The sequence below is a fragment of the Acinetobacter calcoaceticus genome, assembly GCF_051947995.1.
Classification (GTDB): domain Bacteria; phylum Pseudomonadota; class Gammaproteobacteria; order Pseudomonadales; family Moraxellaceae; genus Acinetobacter.
In genome coordinates, this window is sequence record NZ_JBLVVH010000001.1 from 253,198 (window position 1) to 271,305 (window position 18,108).

Here is an 18,108-nt window from a genome sequence, read left to right on the forward strand (position 1 = left end):
ATTTTTTATATCTTATTTAAAATATTAAGTACAAAAAGATTCACACAAATCCAGTAAACGATTTGCATATCCCCACTCATTATCATACCACGCAAAAACTTTTGCTTGGTGTCCCACCACCATGGTTTGGGTTAAATCCACAATTAAAGAATAAGGTGAATGATTAAAGTCACTCGACACCAGATCCTCATCTGTCACTTGCATAATCTGCGCATAATCAAACTGAGCCGCTTTAGTGAGAACTTCATTGACTTTATGCACGGTAATGGCTGAGTGCGAAACAAAGCTTAAATCAATCGCTGCCACATTAATGGTCGGTACACGAATAGAGTAACCATCAATCCGGTCTTCCATTTTTGGCATGACCTGTTTTAGCGCACCTAATGCACTCGATGTTGTTGGAATAATATTTTGCCCAGACGCACGTGCGCGACGCAAATCCCTGTGCGCATGATCCAATACTGACTGGTCCGCTGTAACTGCATGTATTTCTGTCATTAATGCAGTATCAATACCAAAGGCATCATCAATAATTTTAACCAGCGGCACTAAAGCCTGTGTGGTACATGAGACACTGGAAATGATCTGATCGCTTGCTTTGACCTCATTGTGATTGACACCATAGACAATCGCAGCATCTACAGAGTCAAAAGGCGCCGCCCCAATAATGACACGCTTCGCACCTGCCTCGACATGACGGGTTGCATCGACACGTGAACGGAATAGACCGGTACATTCCAGTACTACATCAATATTTAAATCTGCCCACGGCAATAATTCAGGTTGCTCTTGCTTCAGAACTTGTAGTTTTAATTGGCGTTGATTGGACTGAATGTTCAGAAAAATACATTCATTTTCAATCAGAATTTCAACATGTCCAGCAAAGCGACCGTGCGTGGTATCGTACTTAAATAAATGTACCAGCGTTTGCACATCTGCTACATCATTAATCGCAACGATTTCAAACTGAAACTGTTTAGGACTTTCAAACCATGCACGTAATACATTCCGACCAATTCGACCAAATCCATTGATAGCGATACGTTGCATGTAGCGTCCTTATTCATCAAAACATCATCTTTTCTGTGCTATATGGTAAAACATCAGTTGCCCTATTGAATATAGATTTTTAGCTTAAACACAGTTTTATATGATATTGCTTGTAAAATCGTTGGTGAGGCGGGTATTTTCCGTTATAATTTAGCACTTTTAAAATCTATGCCACGCACCGGGTTCGATTGTAAATCCTTAAAAACAACGTACCTTGTTGCATATAGCCAAATTCAAAATTATGGAGTGTCTTGGTTGTGAGTACTCGCTTTATGACATCAGCTGAAATCCGTGAAGCATTTTTGCGTTATTTCGAATCGCAAGGGCATACACGCGTCGCGTCGAGTTCTCTCGTTCCCGCCAACGACCCAACGTTGCTATTTACCAATGCTGGTATGAACCAGTTTAAAGACTGTTTCTTAGGTCTAGAAAAGCGCGATTATGTCCGTGCCGTTTCATCACAAAAATGTGTCCGCGCAGGCGGTAAGCATAATGACCTCGATAACGTAGGTTACACCGCACGTCACCATACCTTCTTTGAAATGTTAGGTAACTTCTCTTTCGGTGATTATTTCAAACAAAACGCGCTTAAATTTGCCTGGGAATTCTTGACCAGCGAACAATGGTTAGGTTTACCGAAAGATCGTTTATATGTCACGGTTTATCACACTGATGATGAAGCCTTTGATATCTGGAATAAAGAAATCGGCCTAGATGCAGATCGTATTATCCGTATTGGAGACAATAAAGGCGGACAGTACGCATCAGATAACTTCTGGGCAATGGGTGATACAGGTCCATGTGGACCATGTTCTGAAATTTTCTATGATCATGGCGATCACATCTGGGGTGGCTTACCGGGTTCACCTGAAGAAGATGGCGACCGTTTCATCGAAATCTGGAACAACGTTTTCATGCAGTTCAACCGTACTGCAGATGGTGTGATGCACCCTCTTCCAGCACCTTCTGTCGATACAGGTATGGGCTTGGAGCGTATTTCTGCGGTATTGCAACACGTTAATTCAAACTATGAAATTGACCTGTTCCAACACTTATTAAAAGCAGCAGCTGAAATCATTGGTTTAGATACCACTGCAATTGAAGCTGAAGCGAAAGCTCAAAATAAACCAGTTGAATACCCTGCCTCTTTAAAAGTGATTGCAGACCATGCACGTTCATGCTCATTCCTGATTGCTGACGGTGTTAACCCTTCAAATGAAGGTCGTGGTTATGTGTTGCGTCGTATTATTCGTCGCGCAGTACGTCATGGTAACAAGCTCGGTGCGACCGGTTCATTCTTCTACAAGATGTTGCAACCGCTGATTGAAGTGATGGGCGATGCTTATCCAGAACTTGCTGCACAGCAAGCACGCATTGAAGCGCAACTGCTGAAAGAAGAAGAGCAATTCGCGAAGACACTTGAGCAAGGCCTGAAATTACTTGAAGGTGAATTAGCTCAACTGAAAGGCAATGTCATTCCAGGTGAAACCGTATTTAAACTGTATGACACTTACGGTTTCCCAACTGATTTAACTGCTGATATTGCACGTGAACGTGATCTGACCATTGATGAAGCTGGCTTCGAAGTTGAAATGGCTGCACAACGTCAACGCGCACGTGATGCAGGTAAATTCGCAGTTGACTATAACAGCATTGTCAAAGTTGAAGGCGAAACTCAGTTTGATGGCTATGACGCGACTCAAGGCCAAGGTCAAATTGTTGCGATCTACAAAGATGGCGTTCAGGTTGATGAAATCAACGAAGGTGACGAAGCACTTATCGTTCTAAATCAAACCCCTTTCTATGCGGAAAGCGGCGGTCAGATCGGTGACACAGGTATCTTCAAGAACGATACCGGTATCTTCGAAGTACAAGATACTAAAAAATCTGGTGGTGCTTTTGTCCATCAAGGTATCGTGACCATGGGTAGCCTAAAAGCAGCTCAAAATGTTGAAGCAACGGTGAAAGCCGACATCCGTGCTGCAACAGCGCGTAACCACTCAGCGACTCACCTTTTACATGCAGCTTTACGCCAGATTCTTGGTGAGCATGTTCAACAAAAAGGTTCTTTGGTTGCAAGTGACGTTTTACGTTTTGACTTTGCCAATGATCAACCTGTTTCATTTGAACAGTTGCAACAGATCGAGCGCTTAGTTAATGCTGAAGTAATTGCAAATACTGCGGTAACCACTGAATTGCTTGATATCGATACAGCAAAAGCCAAAGGTGCAATGATGCTGTTCGGTGAAAAGTATGGCGAAGAAGTACGTGTATTGTCGATGGGTTCAGTGATTGAAGAGAAAAACTTCTCAATCGAACTTTGTGGCGGTATTCACGTGAAGCGCACGGGTGATATTGGCTTGTTCAAAATCACTTCTGAAGGTGGCGTAGCTGCGGGCGTTCGTCGTATTGAAGCCGTGACGGGTTCCAAAGCACTTGAAGTGGTTCAAAAAGCTGAAACTGATATCCAAACCATCAATGGCTTATTAAAAGCACAAAAAGATCAGACAGTTGAAAAAGTTGAAGCGATTGTCGAAACCGCGTCTAGCCTGCAAAAGCAAATCGAGCAACTTAACCAAAAATTAGCCAGCTTCCAGGCGGCTGACTTACTGGATCAAGTAAAAGAAATTGCGGGTCGTCAAACTTTGATTACCACTGTACAAGGTTTGGATGCCAAATCATTACGCAATCTACATGACAGCGTAAAATCAAAATTGGAAGATGCAGTCATTATTTTAGCTGGTGTTGATGGTGATAAAGTGAGTTTAATCGCCTCTGTCGCTAAACAATATGCTGCAACTCTAAAAGCAGGTGACATCATCAAACACTTGGCTCAAGAGCTGGGTGGTAAAGGTGGTGGTAAACCTGACTTAGCACAAGGTGGCGCGCCACTTAACGAGAAGTTTGATCAAGTGATGGCAGCATTACCTGCCTGGCTTGAGCAATAAACAGAACTTCACTTTTGTGTAACTGACCCTGATGCCTCTCAGGGTCATGGCTTATATGGAACAACTATGGCATTAATCGTTCAAAAATATGGCGGTACCTCTATGGGTACTCCTGAGCGCATTTTAAATGTTGCTCGTCGTGTCAAGCGCTGGCATGATCATGGTCACAAGGTGGTCGTGGTCGTATCTGCAATGAGTGGTGAAACCAACCGCTTACTTGCGCTTGCCAAAGCCATTACCAGCACCCCTGACCCACGTGAATTAGATCAAATGGTGTCAACGGGTGAACAAGTAACGATTTCCATGTTAGCTATGGCACTGAATTCAATTGGTGTAGAAGCTAAATCATATACAGGTCGTCAGGTTGGGATCAAAACCGATAGCGCGTTTACCAAAGCACGTATTGAATCGATTGATACCGATGTGATGACGGCCGACCTAGATGCAGGACGTGTAATCGTTGTTGCTGGCTTCCAAGGTTATGATGCCAATGGCAATATCACAACACTGGGCCGTGGTGGTTCAGATACTTCTGGTGTTGCCCTTGCAGCGGCATTAAAAGCAGATGAATGTCAGATCTATACCGATGTGGACGGTGTTTATACCACTGACCCACGTGTAGCGCCAAAAGCGAAAAAAGTCGACCGTATCTCTTTTGAAGAAATGCTTGAAATGGCATCTTTAGGTTCAAAAGTGTTACAAATTCGCTCTGTTGAATTCGCAGGCAAATATCAAGTGCCATTACGCGTATTATCAAGCTTTGATAATGAAGATGATGGCGCATTTGATGAAGATTTCAAACAAAACGTAGGCACACTAATTACGACTGAGGCAGAAGACGACATGGAACAACCAATCATTGCAGGTATTGCATTTAACCGTGACGAAGCAAAATTAACCATTTTGGGTGTTCCTGATGAGCCAGGTATTGCCTCTAAAATCTTGTCACCTATCAGTGATGCCAACATTGAAGTGGATATGATCATCCAGAATGTTGAAGAAGATGGTACAACTGATTTCACTTTCACGGTCAACCGTAACGACTTGGCAAAAGCAAAAGCGATTTTAGACCAAACCGCTAATAGCATTGAAGGTTGTGAAGTCGTAACGCGTGATGACATCGTAAAAGTGTCAATCGTGGGTGTCGGTATGCGCTCTCATGCAGGCGTAGCGAGCAAAATGTTCACTGCACTGGCTGAAGAAAGCATTAATATTCTCATGATTTCTACATCAGAAATTAAGGTTTCTGTCATCATCGAAGAAAACTACCTTGAGTTGGCAGTTCGTTGTTTACATACAGCTTTTGGCCTTGACCGTGAACACGGTGAAAGCAGTGCTCGTGCTTAATTAATAGCTGCTTAAACATATTTACTTGTGAGTAAATAAGAAAAAAAACAGAGCCACTATAGTTTTTTTTATAGTGGCTCTGTTATATTAGCCCTGAGGTTTTTAAGAAGATTCTCACAGAACTTACGAAAAAGAATGTTTTTTACATATTTCTGTTAGAATTTTCTGTATATTAGGCTGTGCTTTCGAACAATGAATTCCCTGTCGCAAGTTTAAGCGTTTAGCAAGGAGATAAACATGCTGATTCTGACCCGTCGTGTCGGAGAAACATTAATGATTGGGGATCAAGTCAGTGTTACTGTGCTTGGCGTAAAAGGCAATCAGGTGCGTATTGGTGTAAATGCTCCAAAAGAAGTTTCTGTGCATCGTGAGGAAATTTACCAACGTATCCAACATGAACGTGCCATGCATGAGCATCTGCAACATCTTGATCAAGATTATCAACATTCTTATGAAGAAGATAATAACGAGTTCCCTCGTCATAATAACTTCAACCGTTAATGTGCAGAATTCTTTTCTGAACAATTAAAGCGACTATTTATAGTCGCTTTAATTGTTTATAGACCTAGTGCTTTTTTCACTGGTCCATAACTGCGGCGGTGTTCATCAATCACACCATGGGCCGCGATCGCTTCAAAATGAGCCTTGGTTGGATATCCTTTATGTTTGGCAAAGCCATAGTCCGGATATTGCTGGTCAAGCACCTGCATCTGGCGATCACGTGTGACCTTGGCCAGAATACTGGCCGCACTGATCTCGGCATGACTTGCATCTCCCCCGACAATTGCTTCACACGCAATCGTTATTCCTTTTGGAATCTGATTACCATCTACAATCACTTTTAACGGCTGGGTATGCAAACCATCTACCGCACGACGCATTGCCAGAAAAGTCGCCTGTAAAATATTAAACTCATCAATTTCAGCGTGGGTTGCTTCAGCAATAGACCATGCCAATGCCTTTTCCTGAATTTCCAAGAATAATTTTTCGCGCTTCTTCTCTGTTAGTTTTTTAGAATCATTTAAACCTTGAATCGGATTATTTGGATCTAAAATGACGGCAGCGGCAACGACAGAACCCACAAGTGGCCCACGTCCCGCTTCATCTACACCCGCAATTGTCATACTACTTCTCTCAAAAATAGGCTGATGACTCAGCCTGATCTTATTAACCTGCTTTCTTAAACGTTTCCGCCACACATGCATTTACAGTTTGTGAAACCACTTGAGTCACAATGGTTGCACGAGCAGTAGGATCAATCGCAGCTGTCGCTAATTCAACTGCTGTTACGCTGTTTGGCGCTTTTTCGCTAACACAGCCGCAGACCTCAGTCTGGATATTTTCACGTTGTTCAGCTGTCATTACACGTGTTGCTGTTTTCCAAGCCGGTAAGGTATTAATCTCATTAATACATTTTGCATTTACCGCAACTTTTAATGCCGCCATACCCAATTGCTGAGATGTCGTGCCAGCCGAGTTGCTGCCATCTGGTGTTACACATCCTGTTAAAGCTAAAACAACAGGGGCAACAATAAGTACCAACTTTTTCATGATTTCTTACCTGTATCTAAATTTTTGGCAGGCGTATTGTGCCTAAATGAGTGGCTTTATGATATGACTCAGCGCAAACTTTACATAATATAACAATTATAACTGAGCAAGGTTTTGTATAACCGTTCTAAGCATAAAACGCTCCGTTACATTTCCATTGTATGAGAAATAACAAGGTGTTATTAGAATAAAAAAATCCATTTATAAAAATGCCAGGATGTTGCAATGTCAACCTCATCACAATATTACACACGTACGGCACAAGTTATTCATTGGCTCATGGCTGCAATTTTTATCACTGCCTGGTTGATTGGTTTTTACAGTGGTAATTTTCTGAGCTATGAGGTTGATGGCAGCTTTAAAGGCGATGTCATCACACTTCACAAGAATATTGCCACGACGATTATTTTCTTGGTGGTGATCCGGATTTTCTGGCGCTACACCCACCCCGTTCCGCAACTGCCAGACACCATGTCACCCATGATGAAAAGCTTGGCCCATATTGGACATTTCTTGCTGTATTTAATGTTATTAGCTTTACCGATTACCGGCTGTTTATTTAGCTGGAGTGCCGGACACCCTGCACCCGTTCTGTATTTATTCGAAATTCCACGCTTAGTACAGGACAACCCCGATCTGATGGCCATTGTTAAACCCATCCATATTTATCTTTCATGGTTTGCAGGCTTATTGGTTGCTGGGCATGCCTTAGCGGCCATCAAACATCATGTAATTGATAAAGATAATGTGCTACTCAGCATGCTACGCCAGCCTAAAAAATAAAATGTTCAGATCATTAAAAAAACCGCTTGAAGCGGTTTTTTTAATGATCTGGACGATTAAAGCGTGTTGACTTCAGCAATCCACTTTTGCTTTTCTTCATCAGAGATGAATGAAGCCTCAAAAGAGTTGATTGCAAGCTGCTTTAATTCTTCATTGCTCAGATCCAGCGCCTGCTGAATGGCAATAAAGTTATCATTCATATAACCACCGAAGTACGAAGGATCATCTGAATTAACCGTCACGTGAACGCCTTTCTGTAATAAACGGCGAATGTTGTGATCAGCCATGTCATTCACAACACAAAGCTTTAAATTACTGAGCGGACAAACGGTCAAAGGCATCTTTTCTGCAATCAGACGTGTCATCAGTTGTTCATCTTCTTCCGAACGCACACCATGGTCAATACGATTGACTTTCAACAAATCTAGCGCTTCCCAGATGTATTCTGGTGGACCTTCTTCACCTGCGTGCGCCACAATCAGGAAACCTGCTTCACGCGCTTTGGCAAATACACGCTCAAATTTCGAAGGAGGATGCCCCACCTCACTTGAATCTAAACCAATGGCAATAATGTCATCTTTAAAAGGCAAAGCCTGTTCAAGCGTTTCAAATGCTTTTTCTTCGCTCAGATGGCGTAAGAAGCACATGATCAATTGAGAGCTAATGCCTAATTTCTCTTTTGCATCTTCACAGGCACGTTTCAGACCCGCCAGTACCGTTGCAAACGCCACGCCACGCTCTGTATGCGTTTGCGGATCAAAGAACATTTCGGTATGCACAACACGATCTTCTGCACATTTTTCAAAATATGCCCAGGCAAGGTCATAAAAATCCTGCTCATGTACCAGCACATTCGCGCCTGCATAATAAATATCTAGAAATGATTGAAGATTATGAAAGTTGTACGCCTGCTTCACTTCTTCAACAGATTGATAAGGAATCTGAATCTGATTACGCTGTGCAATTGCAAACATCAGTTCCGGTTCGAAAGTCCCTTCAATATGCACATGCAATTCGGCTTTAGGTAAGGCACGAATCAGCTCGATTTGATTCATATGAACTCCACGTCTAAAGAAAAAAGGGTGTTACCAAATGGACACCCTTTTCGGGTTCCTTGCCTGAACAATCATTCAAGCAAAGAATGATGTAAAAATAATAAATCTTGGATTAACCGCCAAATGCAGCGAACTTAAACACCCAAAGTGCAGCAATGATCCAGACCATATATGGTACAGTTTTCGCTTTACCTGTGAATAATTTAACCAGTGCATAGCTAATAAAGCCCATGGCAATACCATCAGCAATTGAATATGCAAATGGCATAAATACAATCGTTAAAAATGCAGGAACGGCTTCAGTAATATCATCCCAGTCAATATTGGTGATCCCCTGGATCATCAACACACCAATGAACAATAATGCCGGTGCAGTTGCAAAGCCTGGTACAGATTGAGCCAACGGCGCAAGGAATAAACAGCCTACAAATAAGAATGCCACAACAACAGCAGTCAAACCTGTACGACCACCAGCAGCTACACCTGACGCAGATTCAATATAAGGTGTCGTTGATGAGGTACCTAATGCAGCGCCTGCAACGATCGCAGTTGAGTCAGCAAATAAGGCTTTTTTCAAACGTGGCAATTTACCATCCTGCAATAGACCTGCACGATGCGAAACCCCAACCAGTGTACCGGTACTGTCAAATAAGTCGACAATAAAGAAAACAAAGATCACACCCACCATACTGGCTGTAAACAGACCTTCAAAATCCATTTGCATGAATGTCGGTGCAATCGAAGGAATCTCACCGACTACACCCTTGAATTCATTTAAGCCCATCAAGGTTGCAATTGCTGTCACAGCCAAGATACTGATAATGATAGCGCCACGTACTTTAAACTGATGTAATACTACGATGAGCAGGAAACCAAATAAGGCAAGCAAGACGGTTGGCTGTGTAATATCACCCAGCCCAACCAAAGTTGCCTGATTTGCAACAATAATGCCTGAGTTCTTTAAAGCAACCAAAGCCAGAAACAGGCCAATACCACCACCAATCGCAAATTTAAGTGACATTGGAATCGCATTGACAATTGCTTCACGGATTTTGAAGAAGCTGATTGCAAGGAAAATAATCCCTGAAACAAAAACAGCAGCCAATGCAGTTTGCCAAGGCACACCCATACCTAAACAGACAGAATAGGTAAAATAAGCATTCAAGCCCATACCAGGTGCCAGTGCGATTGGATAATTTGCAATAATCCCCATGACTAAACAGCCGATTGCAGCAGCCAGACAGGTCGCAACAAACACCGCTCCGTGATCCATTCCTGTTTCAGAAAGAATGAGCGGATTTACAATAATGATGTAACACATGGTTAAAAATGTGGTTACACCTGCCAAAACTTCTGTTCTAAAGTTAGTTTTGTTATCGCTTAATTTAAATAAGCGTTCTAACAAACCAGCTGAAGCATTAGGCGTTGTCATAACATAGCACCTGTTAAAATCTAAGATCGTAGGACGTGAAATCTATACTCTTGTGCGACAATCTTTTTTGAATTTGCACAAAAGAGTACTCGAAGCTAGAAAGCAATCTATATGCCAGCTTGGTACTTGTTACATAGACAACATGTATAAATTTAATTTCGCTATCAAAACGTAAAAAGCCGCATATCTTGATGCAGCTTTTTATTTAGTGGTAAATATTTTAACAGATTCTATTTAAAACTTGCGCATCGCAAAGTAAAAAAAGACCACTTAATCGACAATCTCATGTAAACAACCGGATCGCCTTCCCTAGGTGAAGCGATAGACTTCTAATTACTGCCCTTATACGAGGATAAATGGTTACGGGGATCATGCTGAATTGTATCAAGACTGTGTTCCGCATCTTGCACAATTTTCATGAGCTCCTGACGTTTTTTCATTTGCGCATCGGTATAGGCTACATACCCTAAAACGATTATGGCAAAACTCAGAAGTAGCGTTAGTGTAATCTTCATTATTATTATCTCTATTTTAATGTTTTCTTTAATACTAACAAAAAAGTATTAAACAGAGTAGAAACAAGCATAATAAAACCAAAAATGAGAACCACATCACAATTATACAGTTATTCTTAAGATCTTATTGCTTAATTTTCATACAGTTAAATATTAGAATATTACCGCTTTTTAAGCAATGGCATTTTATATAATTCAATAAGATAGATATAAAGTATATCTTTATTTTTACAGATTATTTTAGACCTCCCCAAGAAAAAAGCATCCCTGCTGATACAGAGATGCTTAAAAGGAAAGTGAATCAACTGATTTAGAACTGGTAATTTAAACGCACCAAGAAGTTGCGTGGCGTACCAGGCATAGTATTGGATCTCCAATAAACTTTATCAGTGAGGTTACTTACAGCGAAGGTTGCTCCCCAATGTTCTCCCTTATAACCCAAAGCAGCGTCTAAACGTGTCCAGCCATCAAGTTTTGTATCTGGAGCATTGGATAAATTAGTGTAGAAAGAACCATTATACGTCGCACCAACTTCAGTATAGATATTTTCTACTGGTAGATAGCGCACAAATAAGTTGCCTGTATTTTTTGCAACATTTGCTAAATAATGACCAGCACTGGCAGATTTGGGATCTTTATCATCTTTTACTTTTGCATCTGTATATCCATACCCACCACGAACAAACACATTATCAAGCACTCGCCCGATAAAGCTGAATTCAGCTCCTTTAGACTGATGTTCACCACCTACAACATAATCAAAAGGGCGATTATCTGGATCAGGACGATAACGAATATTTTTTTTACGAATATCGAATACGGAAAACTGAGTATTTAGACGATCATTGAACCAATCACTTTTTACACCAATTTCATATTGCTCATTATATTGTGGCTCTGCATTCACAGTTCTCAAATCAACTGTACCATTTGTGAATGGCGAAACTCCCGCACTACCACCAAATGGTGCAAAGCTTTTGCTATAGGAGGTATAAAAACTCTGGTTATCGACTGGCTGCCAGACAAAGCCCACATTCGGACTAAAAGTTTCAGCATTCATTGTGACTGACTGCCCATATGTTTTTGAATCAATTAAAGTATCACGAGTTTTTACTTCATATTGGTCATAACGGGCACCCAACATCATCTTTACAGTCGGTGTTAAAGAGACTAGATCCTGTACAAAGAATGCCAAACTATCATTATTTTGATGGGTATAAGAGGTTGCTTTTGGCCGACCATGATTACGATCAAAAGAAGTCTGATAGTCTTTCACATTATATGGATTAATTAATTGATAATATAATCCGGCTTTATCACCGCTTGAATAATTACCTAGTTTAGGTTCACGATCCTCATGCGACCAATCCGCCCCAACCATGAGCTGGTGTTCTAATTTACCCGTATTAAATTTGCCCGTAATATCAAATGTGTTTGTCGTGGTCTTATTCATGGTTTCTTGCCAGGCATAAGATTGCTTGATATAGCCAGATTTGCATCCTTTCGTATCATCAGTACAATAACTTCCACCAAAGAAATTATCGAAATCTTGATTGGCTTGGCGATAGCTCAGCGCCCAATGAAATTTCCAGTCTGGCGCAAATTCATATTTTAGATCGGTACGTACCGTTTGCAATTCATCCACGATGAAATCTGATGGAGTTGCAAAGCCTGTCTCTCTTAAAATATTTTCAGGAAAACGCTTTAATACTGAAAATGATGGACCACGATCAGGAGTACGATCTAATTTGTCGTAGGTATATTCCGTTGTCCACAACAACTTTTCATCATCACTACGATAGGTCACACTTGGGGAGAACATCGATTGTTTTGTGCCAATACCTGAACGGAAACTGTTGGTATCAGATTTTTCACCAACCAAACGTACCGCCCAATTATCATTCACAACCTGATTAATATCTAAGGTACCACCAATATTGTCATAAGAACCGCCAAAGAGCCCCACTGAACTTTTGGAGTCAAAATTGGCAAACTTGGTTACCATATTCACAACTCCACCGCCTGCGCCACGTCCATAGAGTACAGAAGCAGGACCTTTTAAAATCTCAATTCGTTCAACGTTTGCAGTACTACGGCGTACCTGCCCGCCTTCCCGTACTCCATTGCGATAAATATCACTGGTGTCAGCACTAAAACCACGAATCATAATACCGTCACCACGTGTATCATAAGTTGTGGTTACACCTGGCGTACCTTGTAACATGACACTCAGATCATTGGCACCATAGATTTTGTACTTTTGCACATCAATCGTATCGATGGTCTGCGGAATATCTTTTTTCTTTAAACCATTACGCGTGATGCTTGCCTGTTCATAATCGATATAGCTCTTGACTGGATCAAGCTCACTCATCGCTTCAATTTTAATGGTAGGCATCACTGCCGTTGGCGTTGTTGCTTCATCTGCAAATGCATAATGCGCTTGCAACATCATCACGGTTAACAAGCTCAGCTTAAAAGCAGAATTGCTGTTCCCACCCAAGTGAAAATTACTCATAAAACTCTCAAAAAATTCAGACGAAAAATTAAAAAAAAATTAAAAAATAAACAAACGCCACAATTTTAATAAAAATCATTCTCATTTTCACTATATTTTCTACCAATTCCATTTTTTAGACGTTTTCTTAAACAACCTAGACAATGACCAAGGTTCTACTCAACCTGAATCAGTCACGTATACTTCTTCTCCCCACTCACAAAAAGGCATGAACCAGATAATTGTGCAAGCAGGAGAAATTGCCCCAATATTCAATAAAGACTTAGCTCGGAAGTGCTAGAATCAACCCGTCTAGCCATCAATTGTTTTTCTATAAAAAATGAGAAAAGAACTTAAAGCCAAAATCATTCAAATCTGTGATGAAAAAATTGCCAAAAAAGGCAGTGATGTCGGACTTTCTTTTTATGCTTTCTTTGCCAATAAAAATGATGATCCTGAACGTTTAATGGAAGCTGCTCACTGGTGGATTATGAAACATCAGCTTGATCATTTTGAGAAAGCAACCAAAATTAAAGCTTTAATTTTGAGTGAATCTACTTAAAAAATGAGTCATGGGGATGACAAATTGAAGGACCAAAGCGTTTATTCAGCAGCACGTTTGCTTTTAATAGAAGCTTATAACTAACTTAAATTCCAAACGAACATTGAGTAGCAGAATTAAAAGCAAAAGATTAAAAAAGACCTTATAAATTATCTATCGTCCCACTCAACCTAATCTGTAGACCGATCGTTTATCGCAAATATTATTTAAAACACTTTGAAAGAGCGTTATGAATAGATATTATTCTTTTCTAAAATAATCCATGTAGAAAACTAAAAATGTTAAAGATTAAATCTGGTATTACCATTTTAACCACAGCAATGATAATTTCAGCTTGTGGGGGTGGAAATGATAGTAAAACGCCTCAAGACAATACAACTTCCCCTACTCCATTTACTACTGAGTTTCAAAGCAGTTTAAGCCTGCAAAAGGATGCAGAACCAGCCATTCAGATATCGAGTAGCAATAGTAATCAGAATGATAAAATAAATGCCTATTCAGTTACGCATCATTTTGATAGTGGAAGTAGCTCAATTATTTTGAGCTACAATTTTGATAAAAATGATATCAATAAGACACTTCATGTTAATTACGATCCAATTCTCAAAAAAGTACTGAACATCTCGATTGGAGAAAATTATTTAAAACCTGATATTTTTAGTTTTTCAAAAGAAGACTTTTTCTCTTGTTCAAACACGGTTCTATTTGAACCATGCAAGGGTATTGAGTTAAGTTTTGATGAGCAGACAGGTGTTAGCAAAATTAATTTTGATAATACAAAACTCTCAAACCTGCCAACTGTTCGTCTCTCACCCATAGAAAATCCAGATAATCAGCTTTCTACTGAAAAAAGCTACATCACGTTGAATGGGCAAATTACTGGTTCTTTATCTAGACCGCCACAGACTTTTAACAATATCAGAAAAACCAGTCAATCTAGCTTACTTTCCAATCAAAAACCGGTCTCATTAATGGGAGCCGTTTATGATCCAAAAACTAAAGTAATCTTATTTGGTACTCATGCAAATAACGGCATAGACAGCAGTTTAAAATTAGCCCAGTTTAGTACTGGAATTGAAAATAACCTGATTCAATACTCGCGACTCTCAACCGAAACCTCATTTTATATGTCTGGTATGTGTAGTGCGATGACACTAACCTTCCCGGTTGAAGATGTAGCAACCCTTCAATCAAACAAAAATGCGGACAATATCTCTTTAACATTTAATCAAGCAATATATAAAGATAAAAAAGACCTGCCTCCATTATTTCCTAATTTTCCAATTCAGCCAGAATGTGCCAAGGCACAGCTACAACTCGATGGTTCAGTAACGGTCAATATACCGAGTACACAACTTCAAATCTCACCAATTCTTAAAAATGAAAGCAGCTTCTCTTTGGTTCAGCCTGCACTATATTTTGATGTCATCAACCATGATAGACAGCAGTTTGGAAATAATGCATTACAAGTCAAAATTCGCAACAATCAAATTGAGAAGATTGATTTCAAAGATACACGTATAGGTAAAAATCCTACAACGGGCTTATTGGTAGAATATACTGAATACCAATATAACTGCGGTTATACTGAAGCATGTACAGGGCTTAGTTATGACATCGCGAAGAACAAGATCAGTTTTAAGAATACAATACTGACCTCTAAAAACTCTCCAGCAAATGAAGTTAACAATCATATTACCTTAAATGGTGTATTTGATTTTGCAGGCCGATAACCTAAATTGTAAATTCCCTCTAAAAACCGAACTCAACCAGTTCGGTTTTTTATTATTTTAAAAATTAATGCGAACTGGATTTAGATAACAGATTCAAGATCAGTACACCACTCATAATCAGCGCAATTCCAATAATTCCCCAAATATCCAGTTTTTGATCAAACACGAACCAGGCTACTATGGTAATTAAAACAATCCCGACGCCCGACCAGATGGCATAGGCAATCCCGACTGGAATGGTTTTAAGCGTCAAAGAAAGACCGTAGAATGCAATCACATACCCCAGCACAACGACAATTGAAGCGAGCGGCTTGGTAAAACCTTCACTGCTTTTCAAGGCTGACGTGGCAATCACTTCCGCAATAATCGCGATAAACAAAATAATCCAGTTTTTCATTTAACCGCACCTCAGCAAATCTATATTTATGATGATAGGAATAAAATATTCAGAGAAAAAAACACCCTTATGAAAAGGGTGTTTTTTTAATGTTTATTTGAATGTGTCGAATAAAAGCTTAAGCTGACTTCTTCGCCATATTGTTTTTACGAATCGTGATCATCAACAACTGAACAGCAGCTGGTGTTACACCTGGAATACGACTTGCCTGCGCCAAGGTTTCTGGACGAACTGTCTTCAACTTCAAGGTAATTTCACGCGATAAACCTGAAATACCCTCATATTCAAAATCAGCTGGAATCTTGGTTTCTTCAAGACGCTTCAATTGCGCAACATCTTCATGCTGGCGATTGATATAACCTTCATATTTCACCGCAATTTCAATTTGCTCGCCGACTTGTTGTGAAACTTCCGAACCGGTTAATTCCGCAATTTGACTGAAATTGATATTTGGACGTTTCAACAAATCAACCGCACTACATTCTTTGCTGAGATCGGCACCCGTCATTTCAACGAATTTTTTACCCATTGGGTTGTTTGGTGCAGCCCACAAATGTTGTAAACGAGATGTTTCGCGCTCAACAGCTTCCATTTTTTCGCTATAAGCAGCCCAACGCTCATCATCCACCAGACCCAGCTCACGACCAATCGTGGTTAAACGTTGATCTGCATTGTCTTCACGCAGCATCAAACGATATTCCGCACGTGAGGTAAACATACGGTACGGCTCTTTGGTGCCTAATGTAATCAGGTCATCAACTAATACGCCCATATAAGCCTGATCGCGTTTTGGCGTCCACTCTTCCTGCTCCCAAGCACGGCGTGCAGCATTTAAGCCTGCAAGTAAACCTTGCGCACCTGCTTCTTCATAGCCTGTGGTACCGTTAATTTGGCCAGCAAAATACAGATTTTGAATCGCTTTGGTTTCAAGTGTGAACTTCAAAGCCTGTGGATTGAAATAATCATATTCAATCGCATAACCCGGACGAAGGATATGGGCATTTTCCATACCACGAATCGAACGAACTAAATTGAACTGTACATCGAATGGCAATGAAGTCGAAATACCATTTGGATAAAGCTCATGGGTATCTAAGCCTTCTGGCTCAAGGAATACCTGATGTGAATCTTTATCTGCAAAACGATGAATTTTATCTTCAATCGATGGGCAATAACGTGGACCAACACCTTCGATTACACCGGTATACATTGGTGAACGGTCTAAACCCCCACGGATAATTTCGTGGGTTTTTTCACTGGTATGCGTGATATAGCAATTGACTTGCTCAGGGTGCATTGATGCATCACCCATAAATGACATCACTGGTGATGGGAAATCACCCGGTTGTGGTGTCATGACAGAGAAATCAACTGAGCGAGCATCAATGCGTGGTGGGGTACCTGTTTTTAAACGTCCCACAGGAAGTTTAAGTTCACGTAAACGATGAGCCAGTGCAATTGATGGTGGATCCCCTGCACGGCCGCCACTCGAGTTTTGTAAACCGACATGGATCACACCACCGAGGAAAGTACCGGTTGTCAGTACCACAGTTTTGGCATCAAAGCGAATGCCCATCTGGGTCACAACACCCTTCACTGCATCGCCTTCAACAATCAAGTCATCTGCCGCTTGCTGGAAGATGTCCAGATTGGCCTGATTTTCCAGCGTATCGCGAATTGCAGCTTTATAACGTACGCGATCTGCCTGTGCACGTGTCGCACGAACGGCAGCGCCCTTACGCGAATTGAGAATACGGAATTGAATACCACCTTTATCCGCCGCAAGCGCCATTGCGCCACCAAGGGCATCAATCTCACGGACCAGATGCGATTTACCAATACCACCAATTGCTGGGTTACAGCTCATCTGACCCAAAGTTTCAATATTATGCGTCAACAATAATGTTTGTCTTCCCATACGTGCCGCAGCAAGTGCCGCTTCCGTACCAGCGTGACCGCCACCAATTACGATAACGTCGTAAACTTTAGGATAGTGCATAGTGGTAAATATGTATTCAAAAAATGACAGAGTATTATATAGGAGTTTTGCAGCAAATTGGCAAAAACCGTCAACATTCTGATTGATTCTAAGCCTCAGTTATGCTGACAAAACATACAAAAAGAAACGTTCTGTTGCATTTTCATCTTATACTTAACAGAGCTGCCTAAACTATTAACCCGAACACCACTGTTTTATCTGATGAATTTCTTATCCTAAAAAGTGCATAACAAATACTT

The 18,108-nt window shown here is 40.7% G+C and carries 15 protein-coding genes; 6 read left to right on the forward strand and 9 right to left on the reverse strand.

Going from position 1 to position 18,108, the window contains the following annotated elements; all coding sequences use genetic code 11:
• Positions 1 to 24: 24 nt before the first annotated feature.
• Positions 25 to 1,050: a type I glyceraldehyde-3-phosphate dehydrogenase gene (locus tag ACNQO6_RS01285; RefSeq protein ID WP_440207875.1), complete on the reverse strand. Its 1,026-nt coding sequence runs from the start codon at positions 1,048 to 1,050 to the stop codon at positions 25 to 27.
• Positions 1,051 to 1,307: 257 nt separating this feature from the next.
• Here ACNQO6_RS01285 and alaS point away from each other — a divergent pair, with 257 nt between their 5' ends.
• The 3 genes from alaS to csrA all read left to right on the forward strand — a co-directional run bounded on the left by alaS (position 1,308) and on the right by csrA (position 5,846).
• Positions 1,308 to 3,998, forward strand: coding sequence for an alanine--tRNA ligase (gene alaS / locus ACNQO6_RS01290; RefSeq protein ID WP_440207876.1), 2,691 nt, complete (start codon positions 1,308 to 1,310; stop codon positions 3,996 to 3,998).
• A gap of 66 nt (positions 3,999 to 4,064) precedes the next feature.
• On the forward strand, positions 4,065 to 5,345 hold the full coding sequence (locus tag ACNQO6_RS01295) for an aspartate kinase (protein ID WP_343581712.1): 1,281 nt from the start codon (positions 4,065 to 4,067) through the stop codon (positions 5,343 to 5,345).
• Between the two features lie 237 nt (positions 5,346 to 5,582).
• Positions 5,583 to 5,846: a carbon storage regulator CsrA gene (gene csrA / locus ACNQO6_RS01300; protein ID WP_004771563.1), complete on the forward strand. Its 264-nt coding sequence runs from the start codon at positions 5,583 to 5,585 to the stop codon at positions 5,844 to 5,846.
• A 56-nt stretch (positions 5,847 to 5,902) separates the two neighbouring features.
• Here the strand turns inward: csrA and rnhB are convergent, their stop codons facing one another.
• Positions 5,903 to 6,469: a ribonuclease HII gene (rnhB, locus tag ACNQO6_RS01305; protein ID WP_343581714.1), complete on the reverse strand. Its 567-nt coding sequence runs from the start codon at positions 6,467 to 6,469 to the stop codon at positions 5,903 to 5,905.
• 43 nt (positions 6,470 to 6,512) lie between these two features.
• Complete coding sequence (locus ACNQO6_RS01310; RefSeq protein WP_396512983.1) at positions 6,513 to 6,896, reverse strand: hypothetical protein; 384 nt, start codon at positions 6,894 to 6,896, stop codon at positions 6,513 to 6,515.
• A 225-nt stretch (positions 6,897 to 7,121) separates the two neighbouring features.
• Here ACNQO6_RS01310 and ACNQO6_RS01315 point away from each other — a divergent pair, with 225 nt between their 5' ends.
• On the forward strand, positions 7,122 to 7,679 hold the full coding sequence (locus ACNQO6_RS01315) for a cytochrome b (protein WP_440207877.1): 558 nt from the start codon (positions 7,122 to 7,124) through the stop codon (positions 7,677 to 7,679).
• 56 nt (positions 7,680 to 7,735) lie between these two features.
• Here ACNQO6_RS01315 and ACNQO6_RS01320 read toward each other — a convergent pair whose 3' ends face one another.
• The 4 genes from ACNQO6_RS01320 to ACNQO6_RS01335 form a co-directional block, all read right to left on the reverse strand.
• Positions 7,736 to 8,734, reverse strand: coding sequence for an adenosine deaminase (locus ACNQO6_RS01320; RefSeq protein ID WP_343581716.1), 999 nt, complete (start codon positions 8,732 to 8,734; stop codon positions 7,736 to 7,738).
• Between the two features lie 112 nt (positions 8,735 to 8,846).
• A complete protein-coding gene (locus ACNQO6_RS01325; RefSeq protein WP_440207878.1) occupies positions 8,847 to 10,166 on the reverse strand; it encodes an NCS2 family permease in 1,320 nt (439 codons plus the stop codon).
• A gap of 329 nt (positions 10,167 to 10,495) precedes the next feature.
• Positions 10,496 to 10,681: a hypothetical protein gene (locus ACNQO6_RS01330; RefSeq protein WP_343580235.1), complete on the reverse strand. Its 186-nt coding sequence runs from the start codon at positions 10,679 to 10,681 to the stop codon at positions 10,496 to 10,498.
• Between the two features lie 310 nt (positions 10,682 to 10,991).
• The gene (locus tag ACNQO6_RS01335) at positions 10,992 to 13,199 is read right to left on the reverse strand and encodes a TonB-dependent receptor (protein WP_440207879.1); all 2,208 of its coding nucleotides are present in this window, start codon (positions 13,197 to 13,199) and stop codon (positions 10,992 to 10,994) included.
• A 319-nt stretch (positions 13,200 to 13,518) separates the two neighbouring features.
• On the opposite strand from ACNQO6_RS01335, the gene ACNQO6_RS01340 reads away from it, so the two are divergent.
• The gene (locus ACNQO6_RS01340) at positions 13,519 to 13,740 is read left to right on the forward strand and encodes a DUF6500 family protein (RefSeq protein WP_436869714.1); all 222 of its coding nucleotides are present in this window, start codon (positions 13,519 to 13,521) and stop codon (positions 13,738 to 13,740) included.
• A 278-nt stretch (positions 13,741 to 14,018) separates the two neighbouring features.
• A complete protein-coding gene (locus ACNQO6_RS01345; protein ID WP_440207880.1) occupies positions 14,019 to 15,473 on the forward strand; it encodes a hypothetical protein in 1,455 nt (484 codons plus the stop codon).
• Between the two features lie 64 nt (positions 15,474 to 15,537).
• Here ACNQO6_RS01345 and ACNQO6_RS01350 read toward each other — a convergent pair whose 3' ends face one another.
• Positions 15,538 to 15,870: a DMT family transporter gene (locus ACNQO6_RS01350; RefSeq protein WP_005229577.1), complete on the reverse strand. Its 333-nt coding sequence runs from the start codon at positions 15,868 to 15,870 to the stop codon at positions 15,538 to 15,540.
• Between the two features lie 118 nt (positions 15,871 to 15,988).
• Positions 15,989 to 17,869, reverse strand: a complete 1,881-nt coding sequence (gene mnmG / locus ACNQO6_RS01355; protein ID WP_440207881.1) for a tRNA uridine-5-carboxymethylaminomethyl(34) synthesis enzyme MnmG — start codon at positions 17,867 to 17,869, stop codon at positions 15,989 to 15,991.
• Between the last annotated feature and the right edge of the window lie 239 nt (positions 17,870 to 18,108).